15 protein-coding genes are annotated in these 17022 nt (G+C 72.1%); 11 read left to right on the top strand and 4 right to left on the bottom strand.

Annotation, left to right across the window (positions count from 1 at the left end; translation table 11 throughout):
• The first annotated feature begins 48 nt into the window (after positions 1 to 48).
• The 3 genes from ACGFK0_RS34760 (at position 49) to ACGFK0_RS34750 (ending at position 2818) form a co-directional block, all read left to right on the top strand.
• Positions 49 to 834 carry a glucose 1-dehydrogenase gene (locus tag ACGFK0_RS34760; protein WP_392912746.1) on the top strand — a complete coding sequence of 262 codons (786 nt, stop codon included), beginning with the start codon at positions 49 to 51 and terminating at the stop codon, positions 832 to 834.
• A gap of 28 nt (positions 835 to 862) precedes the next feature.
• Entirely contained in the window at positions 863 to 1870 is a 1008-nt protein-coding gene (locus ACGFK0_RS34755; RefSeq protein ID WP_392912745.1) for an aldo/keto reductase, read from the top strand.
• A gap of 129 nt (positions 1871 to 1999) precedes the next feature.
• Positions 2000 to 2818 (top strand): SAM-dependent methyltransferase, encoded by an 819-nt coding sequence (locus tag ACGFK0_RS34750; RefSeq protein WP_392912744.1) that lies wholly within the window; start codon positions 2000 to 2002, stop codon positions 2816 to 2818.
• Positions 2819 to 2845: 27 nt separating this feature from the next.
• On the opposite strand, the gene ACGFK0_RS34745 is transcribed toward ACGFK0_RS34750, so the two are convergent.
• Genes ACGFK0_RS34745 through ACGFK0_RS34730 form a run of 4 tightly spaced genes read right to left on the bottom strand, consistent with a single transcriptional unit; the run spans position 2846 to position 6358 of the window.
• Positions 2846 to 3919, bottom strand: coding sequence for an NAD(P)H-dependent flavin oxidoreductase (locus ACGFK0_RS34745; RefSeq protein ID WP_392912778.1), 1074 nt, complete (start codon positions 3917 to 3919; stop codon positions 2846 to 2848).
• Positions 3920 to 3969: 50 nt separating this feature from the next.
• Positions 3970 to 4758, bottom strand: coding sequence for a CoA-transferase subunit beta (locus ACGFK0_RS34740; RefSeq protein WP_392912743.1), 789 nt, complete (start codon positions 4756 to 4758; stop codon positions 3970 to 3972).
• Positions 4755 to 5615 (bottom strand): CoA transferase subunit A, encoded by an 861-nt coding sequence (locus tag ACGFK0_RS34735; RefSeq protein WP_392912742.1) that lies wholly within the window; start codon positions 5613 to 5615, stop codon positions 4755 to 4757. The genes ACGFK0_RS34740 and ACGFK0_RS34735 overlap by 4 nt, the downstream gene beginning before the upstream one ends.
• On the bottom strand, positions 5612 to 6358 hold the full coding sequence (locus ACGFK0_RS34730; RefSeq protein WP_392912741.1) for an enoyl-CoA hydratase family protein: 747 nt from the start codon (positions 6356 to 6358) through the stop codon (positions 5612 to 5614). Before ACGFK0_RS34730 ends, ACGFK0_RS34735 begins: the two co-directional genes overlap by 4 nt.
• Positions 6359 to 6439: 81 nt before the next feature.
• On the opposite strand from ACGFK0_RS34730, the gene ACGFK0_RS34725 reads away from it, so the two are divergent.
• The 8 genes from ACGFK0_RS34725 (at position 6440) to ACGFK0_RS34690 (ending at position 17019) form a co-directional block, all read left to right on the top strand.
• On the top strand, positions 6440 to 7204 hold the full coding sequence (locus ACGFK0_RS34725; protein ID WP_392912740.1) for an SDR family oxidoreductase: 765 nt from the start codon (positions 6440 to 6442) through the stop codon (positions 7202 to 7204).
• A gap of 34 nt (positions 7205 to 7238) precedes the next feature.
• Entirely contained in the window at positions 7239 to 8147 is a 909-nt protein-coding gene (locus tag ACGFK0_RS34720; protein ID WP_392912739.1) for an SDR family oxidoreductase, read from the top strand.
• Between the two features lie 417 nt (positions 8148 to 8564).
• A complete protein-coding gene (locus ACGFK0_RS34715; RefSeq protein ID WP_392912738.1) occupies positions 8565 to 9395 on the top strand; it encodes a helix-turn-helix transcriptional regulator in 831 nt (276 codons plus the stop codon).
• Entirely contained in the window at positions 9392 to 9682 is a 291-nt protein-coding gene (locus ACGFK0_RS34710; protein ID WP_392912737.1) for a DUF397 domain-containing protein, read from the top strand. Before ACGFK0_RS34715 ends, ACGFK0_RS34710 begins: the two co-directional genes overlap by 4 nt.
• Before the next feature lie 144 nt (positions 9683 to 9826).
• Complete coding sequence (locus ACGFK0_RS34705) at positions 9827 to 10114, top strand: hypothetical protein (protein WP_392912735.1); 288 nt, start codon at positions 9827 to 9829, stop codon at positions 10112 to 10114.
• A gap of 357 nt (positions 10115 to 10471) precedes the next feature.
• Positions 10472 to 14404, top strand: coding sequence for an ATP-dependent RNA helicase HrpA (gene hrpA, locus ACGFK0_RS34700; RefSeq protein WP_392912734.1), 3933 nt, complete (start codon positions 10472 to 10474; stop codon positions 14402 to 14404).
• Between the two features lie 46 nt (positions 14405 to 14450).
• Positions 14451 to 15398 carry a prolyl aminopeptidase gene (gene pip / locus ACGFK0_RS34695; RefSeq protein ID WP_392912777.1) on the top strand — a complete coding sequence of 316 codons (948 nt, stop codon included), beginning with the start codon at positions 14451 to 14453 and terminating at the stop codon, positions 15396 to 15398.
• Positions 15399 to 15477: 79 nt separating this feature from the next.
• A complete protein-coding gene (locus tag ACGFK0_RS34690; protein ID WP_392912733.1) occupies positions 15478 to 17019 on the top strand; it encodes a chromosome segregation ATPase in 1542 nt (513 codons plus the stop codon).
• Positions 17020 to 17022 lie beyond the last annotated feature (3 nt).

The raw sequence follows: 17022 nt of genomic DNA, 5'->3' as shown, positions 1-17022 counted from the left end.
ATAAGCGGACTCTGCCGCCCCGCCGGAAAGGCCGGGACGATCGTCGGCATGACACACAACTCGCGCTTCACGGACAAGGTCGCACTGATCACCGGCGGGACGAGCGGGATGGGCCTGGCCACCGCCCGCCGCCTGCTGGACGAGGGCGCCTCGGTCGTCGTCACCGGACGCGACCGGGCGCGCCTCGACGCGGCCGCCAAGGAACTGGACGGCGGTGACCGGCTCCTCGCGGTCCGCGCCGACGCGGCGAGCCTGCCGGACCTGGACGCGCTCATGGAGACCGTCCGGGACCGGCACGGCCGCCTGGACGTCGTCTTCGCGAATGCGGGGATCGCCCTGTTCGGCCCGGCCGCCGAGATGACCGAGGCCGACTTCGACCACGCCGTGGACGTCAACTTCAAGGGCGTCTTCTTCACCGTCCAGAAGGCGCTGCCGCTGCTGGCCGCGGACGCCGCGGTCGTGATCAACGCGTCGTGGACGATGCACCGCGGTCTGCCGGTCGGCTCGGTGTACTCGGCGACGAAGGCCGCCGTGCAGAGCCTGACCCGCACCCTCGCCGCCGAACTCGGCCCGCGGGGAGTCCGCGTCAACTCGGTCAGCCCCGGGTACATCGACACGCCGATGTACCGCGGCGCCGTACCCGAGGAGGAGGCGGACGGGATCCGCGCGCAGGTCGCGTCCGGCCGGATCGGCACGTCCGAGGAGGTGGCGGGCGTCGTCGCGTTCCTCGCCTCGGCGGACGCCGGGTACGTCAACGGGCAGGACCTCATCGTGGACGGCGGGCTCGTCGCCGCCGTCCCCGGACCTTACCGCCTGACCACGGCACAGGCCTGAGAACACCTTCCAAAGAAAAGGACGGAACATGAGGACACGTGAATTCGCCGGGGCGCCGGTCGGTGCGGTCGGGCTCGGCTGCATGGGGATGAGCTGGGCCTACACCGAGTCGGAACGGGACGACGCGGCGTCGGTCGCGCTGATCCGCGAGGCCCTCGACCTCGGCGTCACGTTCCTGGACACCGCGCAGCCCTACGGCGACGGCCACAACGAGACGCTCGTCGGCCGGGCGCTCGCCGGACGCAGGGACGAGGCGGTCGTCGCCACCAAGACGGGCCTGGTCATCGAGAGCATGGCGACCAGGAAGATCGTCCGGAGGGGTACACCCGAGCACGCCAAGGCGTCCGCCGAGGACAGCCTGCGCCGCCTCGGCACGGACGTGATCGACCTGTACTACCTGCACCGCGTCGACCCGGACGTGCCGCTGGCCGACACGTGGGGCGCGATGGCCGAGCTGGTCGCCGAGGGAAAGGTCCGGAGGCTGGGCCTGTCGGAGGTCGGCGTCGCGCAGGCCGCGGAGGCGCACGCGATCCACCCGGTGGCGGCGATCCAGTCGGAGCTGTCGCTGTGGACCCGCGACCCGCTGGGCGCGCCCGGCGGGCGCGCGGGCACCCTGCCCGGCGACGCCTCCGGCGGAGAGGGGCCGGGGGACGTGGTCGGCTGGTGCGCCGCCAACGGCGCCGCGTTCGTGCCGTTCTCTCCGCTCGGCCGCGGCTTCCTCACCGGGACGGTCACCTCCGCCGACTTCGAGGACACCGACTTCAGGGGCGGCAACCCGCGCTTCCAGCCGGACGCGCTCAACGCCAACCTGCGCATCGTCGACGTCGTCAAGGCGGTCGCCGGGCGGCACGGCGCCACCGCGGCGCAGGTCGCCATCGCCTGGACGCTGGCGCAGGGCGAACACGTCATCCCGATCCCCGGCACCAAGAAGCGGCGGTACCTGAGCGACAACGCGGGCGCCGCCGACCTCGACCTCACCGAGGCCGACCTGGCCGAACTGGACGGCGTGCCGGCGCCCGTCGGGGGACGCTACTGACGCGGACGCCGCCGCCGTTCCCCGCCGCCGTCGCCGTACCGCCGCACGGTGACGGACTCGTGATCGGAAAGGTGATCGAAACGGGCCTTCCTGTGGTTCGCTTTACCCAAGGAGAAAAGGGTGGGGCATGTGAGCAGTGACGAGCAGGTGCCCTCGGGCATCGACCCGAACGTTCCGAGCGTCGCGCGGATGTACGACTACTACCTGGGCGGCAAGGACAACTACCTCGCCGACCGGGAGGCCGCGGACAAGGTCATCGCCATCAGCAGGGAGGTCGGCAACGACGTCCGGCTGGCGGCCCGCGCCAACCGCGCCTTCCTCGGCCGCGCCGTGACGATGCTGACCGGCCTCGGCATCCGGCAGTTCGTCGACATCGGCACCGGGCTGCCCACCCAGGAGAACGTGCACCAGGTCGTGCTGCGCGAGGCCCCGGACGCGCAGATCGTCTACGTCGACAACGACCCGATCGTGCTCGTCCACGCGCGGGCGCTGCTCGCCGACAATCCGCGGACCGTGGTTCTGGAGGGCGATCTGCGCGACCCGGAGGCGCTGCTCGCCGACCCCGCGCTGCGCTCCCGGATCGACTTCGACCAGCCCATCGCCTTGATCATGTGCGCCATCCTGCAGTTCGTCTCCGATGACGCGGACGTCACGCGGATCACCCGCCGTCTGTGCGAGAGCCTGCCGTCCGGCAGCCACGTGATCATCTCGCACGTCTTCCCCGGAGAGGGACACGACGACGAGCTGGCCGGGGTCGACGGCCTCTACAGCCGGACCACGGCGGGGGGCTTCACGTTCCGCAGCCGCGCGCAGATCGGCTCGCTGTTCGCGGGGGCCGAGCTGCTGCCGCCCGGCCTGGCGCCCGTCGAGGACTGGCGGCAGGACGGCGGCGGGGACTTCGACTTCGGCAGGGCGACCTACCTCGGCGGGGTCGCCCGCGTCCGCTGACCCTGCCGGATCGGTCCGTCGGCCGCGTCAGGTACGAACCCGCACCAGGTACGAGCTCTGGGCGGCGATCGCCTCCGCCGCCTGCTTCACGATCCCCTCGATCAGGTCACCGCAGCCGGGCAGGTCGTCGATGACGCCGACGACCTGGCCGGACGCCATCACGCCGAGGTCGGGACGGCCGTCCACCATGGCCGCCTTCAGCAGCATCGGCGTGTTGGCGGCCATGAGGACCTGCGACCACGACAGTTCCTTGCCGTGCTTCATCGCCTTCCCGTCGGCGATCATCTCGCGCCATGACATCCCGGTCAGCTTCTTGAATCGGGCGCCGTTGCGCAGCGCCCGCACCAGCCCGCCGACGCGGCCCGAACCCTCCAGGGTGTCGACCAGCTCGCTGCGCAGCACCCGGTGCGGCATCCCGTCCACCTGCCGGGTCACCACGGTCTCGCCGGTCTCCAGATACACGCGCTTGACCGCGTCCGGCACCGAGCTGTCGGACGTCAGCAGGAACCGGGTGCCCATCGCGACGCCCGCCGCCCCGTAGGCCAGGGCGGCGGCGAGGCCGCGTCCGTCGAAGAAGCCGCCGGCGGCGATCACCGGGATGTCCACCGCGTCCACGACCTGCGGCAGCAGCAGCGTCGTGGCGACGGGACCGGTGTGGCCGCCGCCCTCGCCGCCCTGCACCAGGACGGCGTCGGCGCCCCAGCCCGCGACCTTCTCCGCGTGCCGGCGCGCGCCGACCGACGGGATCACCACGAGCCCGGCGTCCTTCAGCTTGGCGATCAGCTCCCTCTTCGGTGCGAGCGCGAACGAGGCGACCTTCACGCCCTCCTTGATCAGGAGGTCGATGCGGTCGCCCGCGTCGCCGGCGTCGGCGCGCAGGTTGACGCCGAACGGCGCGTCCGTGCGGTCCTTGACCTCGTGGATCGCGTCGGCGAGCTGGTCGAGCGTCATCGTCGCCGAGGCGAGGATCCCGAGGCCACCGGCGTTCGCGACGGCGGTGACGAGCCGCGGGCCGGCCACCCAGCCCATGCCGGTCTGGACGACCGGGTGCCGCACGCCGGCCAGCCGCGTCAGCGGGGTGTCGAGCACCTGCTCGCCCATGCCCGCCGCCTGCGGGGGGACGGCCTCCTGCTCTCCCCGGTTCGCTTCGTTCATGCGGGCACTTCCCTCTCTCGCAGACCCTTGGGGTCCAGGACCTCGCGCATGATGCGCAGCTCCTCGCCGCCGGGCAGCCGCGTCTCCGGCACCTCGTCCGGGACGGCCAGTTCGAAGCCCGTGGCGGCCACGACGTCGCCGACGCTCACGCCGGGATGCACCGACCGGAGCCGCATCCGCCTGTCCGGGGTGTCGAAGTCGAGGACGGCGAGGTTGCTCACCACGGCGCGGATCTCGTGCGCGCCCCGGTCCCAGCCGACGCCGCTCACCATGTCGACCTTCTCGGTGAACACCCGCGTCGAGTGCTTCGGCACCCAGTAGCTCGTCGTGTTCAGCAGCGTGTTGCCCGGCCCGCCGCGCACGCCGAGGAGCTGCCGCGCCGGGCGCTCCCAGTCGCCGATGCACGAGATGTTGGTGTTGCCGTGAGCGTCGATCTGGCTCGGCCCCATCACCACGTGCCGCCGCCCGTTGAGGACGAGCCACAGGTGGTCGCGGAACGGCAGCCAGCCCTCGGCCGTCGCCGCTGGTGCGCCGAGCGGGACGGGTTCGGCGCTCAGCGCCGGCCCGCCGTCGGTGGTCAGCAGGTCCGGTTCGAACGTGGCCCGCGCCAGCCGGGACCCCAGCATCGGCACGAACCCGGCGACCGCCGCCGCGACGATCTCGCCGTCGCCCCGGAACAGGTCGGCGCACGCGGCCGCGCAGACCTCGGCCCGCGTGACGGTGCCCGTGGTGCTGCCCGTGGTGCTGCCCGCGGTGTTGCCTGCGGTGCTGCTCGTGGTGCTCATCGGGATTCCTCCTGCCAGACCCGGACGGCGTCCTGGTAGGCGGCCTCGTCGCCGGACAGGAAGCGGTCCTGGAACGCCGCCCACTTGTCCGGGTCGGCCGCCGACTGGGCGTAGAGCTTCTGGAACGCCTCGTCCCGCCCGGCGTCGGGTGCGCAGTCGGTGAAATGCGCCCCGTTGGGCGTCTCCGCGACGCCCGTCACGTGCGACCGGCTGATCAGGAGGGACTGTATCGGCCCCTCCTTGGCGAAGTCGGCGGTGTCGACGAGCCGCTCGCACGACACGTAGGTGCGGTCCGCCGCCTTGGCGAACAGGTCGTCCATGTACGGGTCCGGGCCGAGGTACTGGGCGTTGCCGCGGGCGTCGGCGCGGTTCATGTGCACGAGCGCCACGTCCATCGTCAGGGCCGGGACGGCGACGAGTTCCCGGCCGTCCTCGTACGGCGACCGGATCGTCTTCAGCTCCGGGTTGACCCTCAGCACGTCGGAGCCGAGGCCCACGGGGGTGGGCAGGAACGGCAGCCGGTGCGCCGCCGCGTACAGCCCGAACATGAACATGCCCTCGTCGTACTCGGTCAGCTCGATCGAACCCGACTGCCGCGCCTGCCGGAAATGCGGCTCCAGCGGCACCGTGTCCATCGTCACGAACGCGGTGACGAGCCGCCGGATCTTGCCCGCGGCGCACAGCAGCCCCACGTCCGGCCCGCCGTAGGAGACCACGGTGAGGTCGGTGACGGGGGAGCGGAGGATCGCCCGGACGAGCGCCATCGGCTTGCGCCGCGAGCCCCAGCCGCCGATCCCGATCGTCATGCCGCTCTCCAGCGACCCGGCGACCTCCTCGATGGACAGAACCTTGCTCACTTGGCCCCCTTGGCGACGAAGGCGTCGCGGTGCTCGTCGCCGGCGCCGACGAGGTTGAGCTCGAACGTGAACCCCTGCTCGTAGCGGTAGCTGCGCTTCACGTCGACCGGGTCGATGCCGTTCAGCGACTCCTTGGCGCGCCGGATGACGTACCTGTCCTTCGCGGCGATGTTCGCGGCGACCTCCATGGCCTTGGCGCGCAGCTCGCCGGCCGGGACGACCTCCAGCACCGAGCCGTGGCGGTGCAGCTCGTCCGCCGTGACGTTGCGGCACGTGTAGACCATCGCGCGCATCAGGTGCTGCGGGACGAGCCGCGCGAGGTGGGTGGCGGCGCCGAGCGCGCCCCGGTCGACCTCCGGGAGGCCGAAGTAGGCGTCCTGCGAGGCGACCACGATGTCGGCGTTGCCCACGAGGCCGATCCCGCCGCCGAGGCAGAATCCGTGGACGGCCGCGACGACCGGGACCTCGCAGTCGTAGACGGCGGCGAACGCCGCGTAGCAGCCGCGGTTGGCCCACACCAGGGCGGCGTGGCCCTCGGTGTTCTGCATCTCCTTGATGTCGACGCCCGCGTTGAAGCCGCGGCCCCCGGCGCGGAGCACGACGGCGCCGACCTCCGGGTCGCGGCCCGCGGCGAGGATCGCGTCGGCCAGTTCGTACCAGCCCGCGACGGTCAGGGCGTTGACCGGCGGAGCGTCCACGACGATCTCGGCGACCCCGTCCAGGGTCGTGGTGGAGACTCCCATGCGCTACCTTTCCACCAAACATTTGTTAGAACAGAAGGTAGCAGAGGCGGACAAGGGAGGCGCTATGCCACGGGAGACGCGATGGCACTGACGCTCGATCTGGGCGGCAAGACCGCCGTGGTCACCGGCGGTGTGCGGGGGGTCGGCGCCGGGATCAGCCGCGCCCTCCTCGAGGCGGGCGCCGATGTCGTCGCGGTGGCCCGGCGCGAGCCGGAGTCGCTTCCGGAGGCGGGCGGCCGGACGGCGAGGTTCGTCTCGCTGGACGCCCGCGACCCGGCCGCCGCGCAGGCCTTCGCGGACGGGCTGGACCGCGCCGACATCCTGGTCAACAACGCCGGCGGCGCCCCGTTCCTGCCGCTCGCCGACGGCGAGCTGCGCACCCACATCAAGATCATCGAACTGAACCTGACCTCGGCGCTGATCATGGCGCGGGCGCTGCGGCCGCGGATGCTGGAGGGCGGCGGCGGCTCCGTCGTCAACATCGGCAGCGTGAGCGGGCAGCGGCCGTCGCCCGGCACCGCCGCCTACGGCGCCGCGAAGGCCGGCCTGCAGAGCCTCACCACGTCCCTGGCCGTCGAGTGGGCGCCGCACATCCGCGTCAACTCCGTGACGGTCGGCATGGTCCGCACCGAGTCGTCGCATCTGCACTACGGCGACGAGGCGGGCATCGCGGCGGTGGAGCGGACCGTCCCGCTCGGCCGCCTCGCCGATCCGTACGACGTCGGCGCCGCCTGCGTGTTCCTCGCGTCCGACCTCGCGTCCTATGTCACCGGGTCGTCGGTGCTCCTGCACGGCGGGGGAGAGCGCCCCGCCTTCCTGGACGCCGCCACCGCCAACAAGCCGTGAACCCCCAACAAGCGTGAGCACAGAAGGAGTCGCGATGATCTGCAAGGACCGGGTGGTCGCCGTCACCGGCGCCGGGCGCGGGCTCGGCCGCGCGCACGCCCTGGAGTTCGCCCGGCAGGGCGCCCTCGTCGTCGTCAACGACCTGGGCGTCGCGCGGGACGGCACCGGCGACGCCTCGGAGGGGCCGGCGCACGACGTCGTCCGGGAGATCGAGGCCCTCGGCGGGCGGGCCGTGGCCAGCACCGACGACATCGCCACCGACGCCGGCGCGGCCGCGCTGGTCGCCGCGGCGACCGGGACGTTCGGGCGGCTGGACACCCTCGTCAACAACGCCGGGTTCCTGCGCGACCGCATGCTGGTCAACCTCGGCGAGGACGAGTGGGACGCCGTCATGCGCGTCCACCTCAAGGGCCACTTCCTGCCGCTCAAGCACGCCGGGCGGTACTGGCGCGCCGAGAGCAAGGCGGGCCGCCCGGTCGACGCCCGGGTCGTCAACACCTCGTCCGGCGCGGGCCTGCTCGGCAGCGTCGGCCAGGGCAACTACTCCGCCGCCAAGGCCGGCATCGTCGGCCTGACGCTCGTCGCGTCCGCCGAACTCGGCCGCTACGGGGTGACGGTCAACGCGATCGCGCCCGCCGCCCGCACCCGGATGACCGAGGAGGTCTTCGCGCAGACGATGGCCGCCCCGGCGGAGGGCGAGTTCGACGCCATGGCGCCGGAGAACGTCTCCCCGCTCGTCGTGTGGCTCGGGTCCGCGCAGTCGCGGGACGTGACCGGACGGGTCTTCGAGGCCGAGGGCGGCAAGATCTGCGTGATGGACGCCTTCCGGCACGGCCCCGCCGCCGACAAGGGCGCCAAGTGGGACCCGGCCGAGGTCGGCGAGATCGTCACGGGCCTCCTCGCGAAGGCCCCGGCCCCCGAACCCGTCTACGGCGCCGGCTGACCGTCTACGGCGCGTCCGGAAGCGGCGAGGGGGCGTCCTCGTCGATCCAGACGAGGAGGACTTCTCTCGCGCGGGCATAGAGGCGGCGGGCGTCCTCGGCGGACGCGAAACGGCCGAGGCCGCCCCCGCCCTCCCCGCAGTCACCGCCTGGTCGGTTCCGAATTGGAGCCCCCAGGCGAGAATGCCGCCGTCGTCCTCCTCGAAGCCGATCCAGCAGAGGGCGAAGCGGCGCGGCGCACACTCGAAGGCCAATTCGGTCGCTTCCTCACGGAGGTCGTGCGGGGTGGAAATCGTCGTCATGCCCCACAGAATGGCGCCGCCCGCTTACTCTGAGTGCGTCTTCGCATCACCTGTGAAGATCTGTGAGATCCACGGTCCCCCGAGTGAAGACGCGGCGACGAGATGAGGGAGTCGGCGATGGCGTCCCGCAAGTCGAGCACCACCACGGTCGCGGGCGGCGCGGCCCTCGCCTACTGGGGCGATGAGCTGTGCTTCTATCGCGAGCAGGCAGGTTTCACCCAGGAGCAGCTCGCCCGCAGGGCCTTCGTGTCACCGTCCCTGATCGGCATGATCGAGAAGGGCAGGCGCGCCCCCAAGCCGGAGCTCATCAAGGCGGCCGACAGGGCCCTCGGCACCGGTGGCGCACTCGCACGCCTCTGGAAGCGCATCATCGACAGCTCCTACCTGGAGTGGTTCCGCCCGTTCGTCGAGGTCGAGTCCGAGGCCACCGCGATGCTGGAGTGGGAGCCGCAAGCCGTGCCCGGCCTGCTCCAGACGGAGGAGTACGCCCGCGCACAGATCCGCAACGGGCGGGTCCGTGACACCGACGAGCAGATCGAACGCCACGTGGCGGCCCGGATGAGGCGCCAGGAAATCCTCAACCGCGACAACCCGCCATACCTGTGGGTCATCCTCGACGAGGCCGTCCTGCGGCGTCCGGTCGGTGGCGCCAAGGTCATGCGCGACCAGTGCGCCTGGCTGGTGCAAGCCTCCGAATCCCCGGACATCGTCATCCAGGTGCTCCCCTTCGCCGCCGGAGGGCATGCGGGGATGAGCGGGCCGATGACCTTGTTCTCGCTTCCGGACCAGAAGGACCTGGCCTACGCTGAGGCATTCGGGGGCGGGCAGATCATCGGAACCGAGGGGGAGGTCGAGGATTGCCGGCTTCGGCTCGACCTCCTGCGCGCGAACGCACTCCCGCCCGACGAATCCGTCCAGATGATGGCAGGGATGATCGGAGGGCCATGAGCGGTGAGATTCGCTGGCGCAAGAGCAGCCGAAGCAGTGATCAGGGCGGCGACTGCGTGGAAGTCGCCCGGCTCACCGCAGCCCAGTGGCGCACGAGCACGCGGAGCAGTGACCAGGGCGGCCAGTGCGTGGAAGTGGCCGGGCTCGGCTGCGCGTGCGCGGAACACGCGCGCTTGATCGCCGTCCGCGACTCCAAGAACCCGGACGGCCCTTCCCTGGCCTTCACACCAGACGCGTGGGACGCCCTCTCCCGCCGTATCAGAACAGGTGCCCTGGACCTCCGCTGACCTGCCGACCCGGTCTTCACAACTTTAGGCCGAACTTCACAGCGTGATCGACCGGGCACGGATTGTCCCCGGGGTGTGCCAAGGTGGAACTCGCCAACCGGCGAACACCCCCCCGGAACAAGGAGGACAGGTAGCATGCCCGTCATGGCGTCGAAGCCCCTCGAGCAGGTCACGCTCGCCGACCTGGCGACCAAGGACGACCTCCAGGACCTGGTCACCAAGGACTATCTCCACCAGGAGCTGAACTCGCTGAAGTCCGAGTTCAAGCACGAGATCGGCTCTGTGCGGCAGGAGATCGGCTCTGTGCGGCAGGAGCTTGGGTCGGCCGTCAATCTGCTCATGGGGGAGATCGGCAAGATCGCCGCCCGGCAGGAGGAGATGAGCGGGGTTCTGGCCCGTGTGGTCGCCCGCCTCGAAGGCACGGACGAGTAGAAGGCACGGACGCGTAACACGTCCGATGTGATGGGCCCCTGGGCAGAGCTCTCCAGGGGCCTCGTTTCGTCTCCTGGGCCGTCAGCGGAGTCGGTCCTTCCCTCAGCCGCACGGGCGGGCTCTGGCGGGCGCCCCACCGTTCCGGCTCCGGGGAGCCGGACGCGAACGGAATGGGGATCCCCGGCGGTGCGTTGTCGGTTTCGGGCCCGCGGAAAAACGATCGCCGCGGTCGCGCGCGGCGGTTACGGTGCGAAGATTGCGGACCCGCCTCCTCGGCCCGGCCCCGGCGGCTTCGGCACCGCGGGGCGGGCCGCGCGGCCCGGGATCCTATTCTTGTCGATGATTATGAGGACGCCTGTGAGATCGCCGCTCGCCGACCTGCGCGCGCGCCTGCCGGAGTTGATGCTGCGCGACCGGCACCGGCTGCGCCGCCGGATCGACGGCGCCGAGAAGATGCGCGACGCCGGGCGGCGCGCCAAGGTCGCCGAAGAGATCACCGCCGACATCGAGGCCGCCGGGCGGCGGGTGGAGCGGCGGCGCCTCGCCGTGCCCGCGATCACCTACCCGGCGCAGCTGCCGGTCGCGCAGAAGAAGGACGACATCCTCGCCGCGATCCGCGACAACCAAGTCGTGATCGTCGCGGGGGAGACGGGCTCCGGCAAGACCACCCAGATCCCCAAGATCTGCCTTGAGCTGGGCCGCGGCGTGCTCGGCTCGATCGGGCACACCCAGCCGCGCCGGCTCGCCGCCCGCACGGTCGCCGACCGCATCGCCGAGGAGCTCGGCACCGAGCTCGGCGACGCCGTCGGCTACAAGGTGCGCTTCACCGACCGCTCCGGCGACGACACGCTCGTCAAGCTGATGACCGACGGCATCCTGCTCGCCGAGATCCAGACCGACCGGCTGCTCCGCCGGTACGACACGCTGATCATCGACGAGGCGCACGAGCGCAGCCTGAACATCGACTTCCTGCTCGGCTACATCAAGGAGATCCTGCCGCGCCGTCCGGACCTCAAGGTGATCATCACCTCGGCGACGATCGATCCGGAGCGGTTCTCCGAGCACTTCGACGGGGCGCCGATCGTGGAGGTGTCGGGGCGCACGTATCCGGTGGAGGTCCGGTACCGGCCCGTCGCCGACCCGGACGACCCGTCCGCCGACCCCGACCGCGACCAGATCCAGGCGATCGTCGACGCCGTGGACGAACTGGGCCGCGAGGACCCCGGCGACGTGCTGGTGTTCCTCAGCGGCGAACGGGAGATCCGCGACACCGCCGACGCGCTGACCAAGCACTTCACCCGGCAGCGCGGAGCGACCGAGGTCCTGCCGCTGTACGCGCGGCTGTCGTCGGCCGAGCAGCACCGGGTGTTCCAGCCGCATCGCGGGCGGCGCGTGGTGCTGGCGACGAACGTCGCCGAGACGTCGCTGACCGTCCCGGGCATCAAGTACGTCGTCGACCCCGGCACGGCCCGGATCTCCCGCTACAGCCACCGCCTGAAGGTGCAGCGGCTCCCGATCGAGCCGGTCTCGCAGGCGTCGGCGAACCAGCGCAAGGGACGCTGCGGCCGCGTGTCCGACGGCGTGTGCATCCGGCTCTACTCCGAGGAGGACTTCGAGTCCCGCCCGGAGTTCACCGATCCGGAGATCCTGCGCACGAACCTCGCGTCGGTCATCCTGCAGATGACGGCCCTCGGGCTCGGCGACATCGCGGCGTTCCCGTTCGTCGAGCCGCCGGACCGCCGCAACGTCAAGGCGGGCGTCGACCTGCTCCACGAGCTGGGCGCCATCGACCCGTCGGAGAAGGACCCCCGCAAGCGGCTCACCCCGCTCGGCCGCAGCCTCGCCCAGCTGCCCGTCGACCCGCGCCTGGGCCGCATGGTCCTGGAGGCCGACAAGAACGGCTGCGTCCGCGAGGTGCTGATCATCGCGTCGGCGCTGTCCATCCAGGACCCGCGGGAGCGTCCCGCCGAGAACCAGCAGGCCGCCGACGACAGGCACCGCCGCTTCGCCGACCCCACGTCCGACTTCCTGGCGTTCCTGAACCTGTGGAACTATTTGCGCGAGCAGCAGCAGGAGCTGTCCGGCAGCGCGTTCCGGCGGATGTGCAAGAGCGAGTTCCTGCACTTCCTGCGCATCCGCGAATGGCAGGACCTGCACGGCCAGCTCAAGCAGGTCGCCAAGTCCCTGGGAGTCACGCTCAACACCACCGACGCCGCACCCGACCGCATCCACACCTCGCTGCTCGCGGGCCTCCTGTCGCACATCGGGCTCGCCGACGTCGACAAGAAGGACAAGCAGCGCCGGGGCCTGGAGTACATCGGCGCGCGCGGCGCGAAGTTCGCCGTGTTCCCCGGGTCGTCGCTGTTCAAGAAGCCGCCGCGCTGGGTCATGTCGGCCGAGCTGGTCGAGACGTCCCGGCTCTGGGGGCGGATCAACGCCCGGATCGAGCCCGAGTGGGTCGAACCGCTCGCACAGCACCTGGTGAAACGCAACTACAGCGAGCCGCACTGGTCGAAGAAGCAGGCCGCGGTCATGGCGCGCGAGAAGGTCACGCTGTACGGGGTGCCGATCGTCGCCGACCGCCGCGTCAACTACGGCCGCATCGACCCCGGGCTGTCCCGCGAGCTGTTCATCCGGCACGCGCTCGTCGAGGGCGACTGGGAGACCCACCACCGGTTCTTCCACGACAACCGCGCCCTGCTGGACGAGGTGGAGGAACTGGAGCACCGGGCCCGGCGCCGCGACATCCTCGTCGACGACGAGACCCTCTTCGACTTCTACGACGAGCGGATCCCCGACGACGTCGTCTCCGGGCGGCACTTCGACTCCTGGTGGAAGAAGGCCCGGCAGGCGGACCCGGACCTCCTCGGGTTCGAGAAGTCGATGCTCATCAACGAGACCGCGGGCGGCGTCAGCGAGGCCGACTATCCGGACGTGTGGAAGCAGGGCGCGCTGCGCCTGCGCCTCACCTACCAGTTCGAGCCGGGCGCCGACGCCGACGGCGTGACCGTGCACGTCCCCGTCCAGGTCCTCAACCAGGTGCGGCCGGACGGGTTCGAGTGGCTCGTCCCCGGCCTGCGCGCCGAGCTGCTCACCGAGCTGATCCGGTCGCTGCCCAAGCAGCTGCGCGTCAACTTCGTCCCGGCGCCCGACTACGCCCGCAAGGTCCTCGACCGCGTCGCGCCGCGCGCCGAGCCGCTCCTGGACGCCCTCGAACGCGAGCTGACCGCGATGACGAGCGTGCCCGTCGCCCGGGAGGCATGGGACCCGTCCCGGCTCCCCGCCCACCTGCGCATCACGTTCCGCGTCGTGGACGACGGCTCCAACGGAGGAGGCCGCACGCTCGGCGAGAGCACCGACCTGGACGAGCTGAAACGCCGCCTCGCGGGCAAGGTCCGCGGGACGCTGTCCAAGGCGGCGTCCACCATCGAACGCTCCGGGCTCACCGACTGGACGATCGGGGAGCTGCCCCGCACCTACGAGCAGAAGCAGGCGGGCTACGACGTCAAGGCGTACCCGGCCCTCACCGACGAGGGCGACGGCGTCGCCGTCCGCATGTACGAGACGGAGGCGGAGCAGCGCCGCGCCATGTGGCTCGGCACGCGGCGGCTCATCCTGCTGAACGCGCCGTCGCCGGTGAAGCTCATCCGGGGCCGGCTCACCAACAAGGGCAAGCTCGCGCTCAGCCACAACCCGCACGGCTCGGTCACCGCGCTCTTCGACGACTGCGTCACCGCCGCCGCCGACCGGCTCATCGCCGGGGCCGGCGGGCCCGCCTGGGACGAGGACGGCTACCGCGCCCTGTACGACCGCGTCCGCGCCGACCTGCACGACGCGACCGCGCAGATCGTCGAGCTGGTCGAACGGATCCTGGCCGAGGCGCACGAGGCCGACCGGCGGCTGCGCGGCACCACGAGCCTCACCCTCGTCCCGGCGCTGACCGAGATTCGCGGCAACCTCGCGGCGCTCATCCATCCCGGGTTCGTCACCGCGACCGGATGGGCGCGGCTGCCCGACCTGCCCCGCTACCTGCGCGCCCTGCAGATCAGGCTCGACAAGCTCCCCGAGAACCCCGGCCGCGACCGGATGCTCGCGCACCAGGTCGGCGTCCTCGCGCAGGAGTACGAGCAGGCGCTGCGCCGCCTGCACCCGTCCCGCCGCGACGACGAGCCCGCGCGGCAGGTCCGCTGGATGCTGGAGGAACTGCGGGTCAGCCTCTTCGCCCAGCAGCTCGGGACGCGGTTCCCCGTCTCCGACAAGCGCATCCGCAAGGCGATGGCCCAGCTCTGACCCGCCCCGGCATGATCGATTGTCGGGTATGACTGGTCTCATGGGGTTGCGGGAGTTCTATCCACCGGCCGAACCGCATGATTCCGGGCTGCTCGACGTCGGTGACGGAAACCGGATCTACTGGGAGACCTGCGGGAACCCCGACGGCAAACCCGCCGTCTTCCTGCACGGCGGCCCCGGTGGGGGTTTGCTGCCCGACAACAGGCGGTTCTTCGACCCGTCCGCCTACCGCATCGTGCTCTTCGACCAGCGCAACTGCGGGCAGAGCGTCCCCAACGCCGGCGACCCGGCGGTATCGCTGGAGAACAACACCACTCCACACCTGGTCGCCGACATGGAACGGCTGCGCGAGCACCTGGCCGTCGACCGCTGGCTCGTGTTCGGCGGAAGCTGGGGCAGCACCCTCGCCCTCGCCTACGCGCAGGCGCATCCGGGCCGCGTGTCGGAGATGGTGCTGCGCGGCGTGTACCTCGTCCGCCCGCCGGACGAGGCGTGGGCGTTCACCCCGACGGGCGCGGCGCACCTCTTCCCCGCCGAGTGGGCGGCGTTCCGCGAGGCCGTCCCGCCCGCCGAGCAGGACGACCTGATCGCCGCCTACGGCCGCCGCATCGGCGACCCGGACCCCGCCGTCCACATCCCGGCGTCCCGGGCGTGGATCGGCTGGGAACTCGCCGCGAACACGCTCCTGCCCGTCCCCCCGCCGGACCTGGACGACACCCTCGTCGTGACGTTCGCCCGCATCACGCACCACTACATCTCCCGCGGCGGCTTCCTCCCGGACGGCGGCCTGCTCGCGGGCGTCGACCGCATCCGGCACATCCCCGCCGTGATCGTGAACGGCCGCTACGACATGAAGACCCCGCCGGACCAGGCCTGGGATCTGCACCGCGCCTGGCCTGAGGCGGAGTTCCACATCGTTGAGGACGCCGGCCACGGCGGCTCCGAGCCCGGCATCCGCGACCGCCTCATCGAGGCGACCGACCGTTTTTGCTAACTTCGCTACTACGTGGGCACCCCCACATGTACCACTCAAGTCACTGCAGTCCCGCGCATCAGTGCGTAAGGTTCATTCCATGCCTAACAGCGAAGAGCGCGACAATAGCGGCCCCCAGGGGACGGCTTCGGTTCCCCAGGCCGGCGCGGTCTCCGAAGGCGCGGGGGACGGGGGCAGGGGGGCCGGCGGATCCGCCGAAACGGCGGTCGCCCGGATGGGCGAACCGGTCACCGTGTGGCCCTGCGCCAACTGCGGACGTCCCGTGCCCCAGCCGATGGGAGCGGTCCGCACCGTCCGCTACTGCCAGGACAACGACGGTGCCTGCGCCCGCGAGGCGCGCGACCGCAGGGAACGCGGCCGGGACGCGCCGGGCCTCACCGGGCAGGTCGCCTCGGCATGGGAGATGGTCGAACGGCTGGAGAAGGCCGCCGACGTGCTCGCCGACTCCCTGACGTCCGAGCTGAGCGTCGCCGGCGTCGAGCGGCGCGTCGCCGAGGTGCGCGCCGAGGCCGCCCGCGAGCTCGCCATCGCGCAGAGCGAACGCGACGCGTCCCAGCGCCGCGCCGAGGAGGTGTGGCAGGAGGCGTCGACGTTCCGGCAGCGCGCGGACACCGCCGAGCGGGACGCGGCGAGCGCCCGCGAGGAGGCGAAACTCGCCACCGCCAAGCGCGACGCCGCGCAGCAGGCGTGGGAGGAGGCCCACCAGATCGCGCAGCAGTCGATCAGCGCGAAGCTGGCCGCCGAAAGCGAGCGCGACCGCGTCGCGGCCCGCGAGACCGAACTGCTCGCCGCGCTGGAGAACGCCCGCGCCGAACTCGTCGCCGTGCACGCCAGGTTCGCCGAGGCCGAGGGCGCCGCCGAGTCCCAGCGCGTCGAGGCCGCCGTCGCCAAGCAGGGCGCCGAGGACCTCCGCAACGCCATGCGCGACACCGAGGCGCAGCGGCAGCGCGCCATGCAGGCCGCCAGCAAGGCCGAGGCCGAGCGGACCGCCGCCCTGCGCGCCCAGTCCGAGGCGGAGGCGGAGGTCGTCCGCGCCAAGGCGCGCGCCGACGAGGCCGCCAAGGAACGCGACGCCGCACAGGCCCACGCCCAGGCGGCGACGGCCGAGCGGGACGAGCTCACCGGCAAGATCAACGACCAGGCGGTTCAGCTGCGGCAGCTGTCGCAGTCGGTGGCCGAGCAGCAGGCCGCGCTCACCGCCCTCGCCGAGGAACGCGACGCGGCCCGCGCCGAGGCCGACCGCGCCCGCCGCCAGATCGACCAGTTCACGCACAGCACGCTGTCGTCCGGCGTCCCGCCCGGCGGCCGGATGCCCGGCGGCGGCAACCCGATGCCCCCGCCGGCCCACCCGCACGGCACGGGACCGCAGCCCGCCATGCCGCCGGGACCGCCCCCGATGGGCGGGCCCGTCCCGAGCATGCCGCAGGCGCACCACGGCCCCCCGCTGCCGCTCGGCGCGCCCGTCCCCAACGGGACGCCCGGTCCGAACGGGACGCCAGCCCCGAACGGGACGCCCGGTCCGAACACCGGGAACACCCCCGTGCCCGGCGCCGGCCCCCCGAACCACGCCCGCCCGGTCAACGGCGCGGACCGGGAGGACCCCCTCTTCACCGGCCCCTGACGG

This window comes from Spirillospora sp. NPDC048823, assembly GCF_043198445.1.
GTDB lineage: Bacteria > Actinomycetota > Actinomycetes > Streptosporangiales > Streptosporangiaceae > Spirillospora.
The sequence above is the reverse complement of the archived record's forward strand: the minus strand, read 5'-3'. Positions and strand labels throughout refer to the sequence as shown.

What these genes read in the sequence shown, in the direction of transcription:
- ACGFK0_RS34745 (WP_392912778.1), bottom strand. Translation starts at nt 3,919, where the DNA reads ATGGGCGAGCAGGTGCTCGACACCCCGCTGACGCGGCTGGCCGGCGTG.
- ACGFK0_RS34760 (WP_392912746.1), top strand. Translation starts at nt 49, where the DNA reads ATGACACACAACTCGCGCTTCACGGACAAGGTCGCACTGATCACCGGC.
- ACGFK0_RS34705 (WP_392912735.1), top strand. Translation starts at nt 9,827, where the DNA reads ATGGCGTCGAAGCCCCTCGAGCAGGTCACGCTCGCCGACCTGGCGACC.
- ACGFK0_RS34690 (WP_392912733.1), top strand. Translation starts at nt 15,478, where the DNA reads ATGCCTAACAGCGAAGAGCGCGACAATAGCGGCCCCCAGGGGACGGCT.
- ACGFK0_RS34755 (WP_392912745.1), top strand. Translation starts at nt 863, where the DNA reads ATGAGGACACGTGAATTCGCCGGGGCGCCGGTCGGTGCGGTCGGGCTC.
- ACGFK0_RS34740 (WP_392912743.1), bottom strand. Translation starts at nt 4,758, where the DNA reads ATGAGCACCACGAGCAGCACCGCAGGCAACACCGCGGGCAGCACCACG.
- ACGFK0_RS34710 (WP_392912737.1), top strand. Translation starts at nt 9,392, where the DNA reads ATGAGCGGTGAGATTCGCTGGCGCAAGAGCAGCCGAAGCAGTGATCAG.
- ACGFK0_RS34725 (WP_392912740.1), top strand. Translation starts at nt 6,440, where the DNA reads ATGGCACTGACGCTCGATCTGGGCGGCAAGACCGCCGTGGTCACCGGC.
- ACGFK0_RS34720 (WP_392912739.1), top strand. Translation starts at nt 7,239, where the DNA reads ATGATCTGCAAGGACCGGGTGGTCGCCGTCACCGGCGCCGGGCGCGGG.
- ACGFK0_RS34730 (WP_392912741.1), bottom strand. Translation starts at nt 6,358, where the DNA reads ATGGGAGTCTCCACCACGACCCTGGACGGGGTCGCCGAGATCGTCGTG.
- ACGFK0_RS34715 (WP_392912738.1), top strand. Translation starts at nt 8,565, where the DNA reads ATGGCGTCCCGCAAGTCGAGCACCACCACGGTCGCGGGCGGCGCGGCC.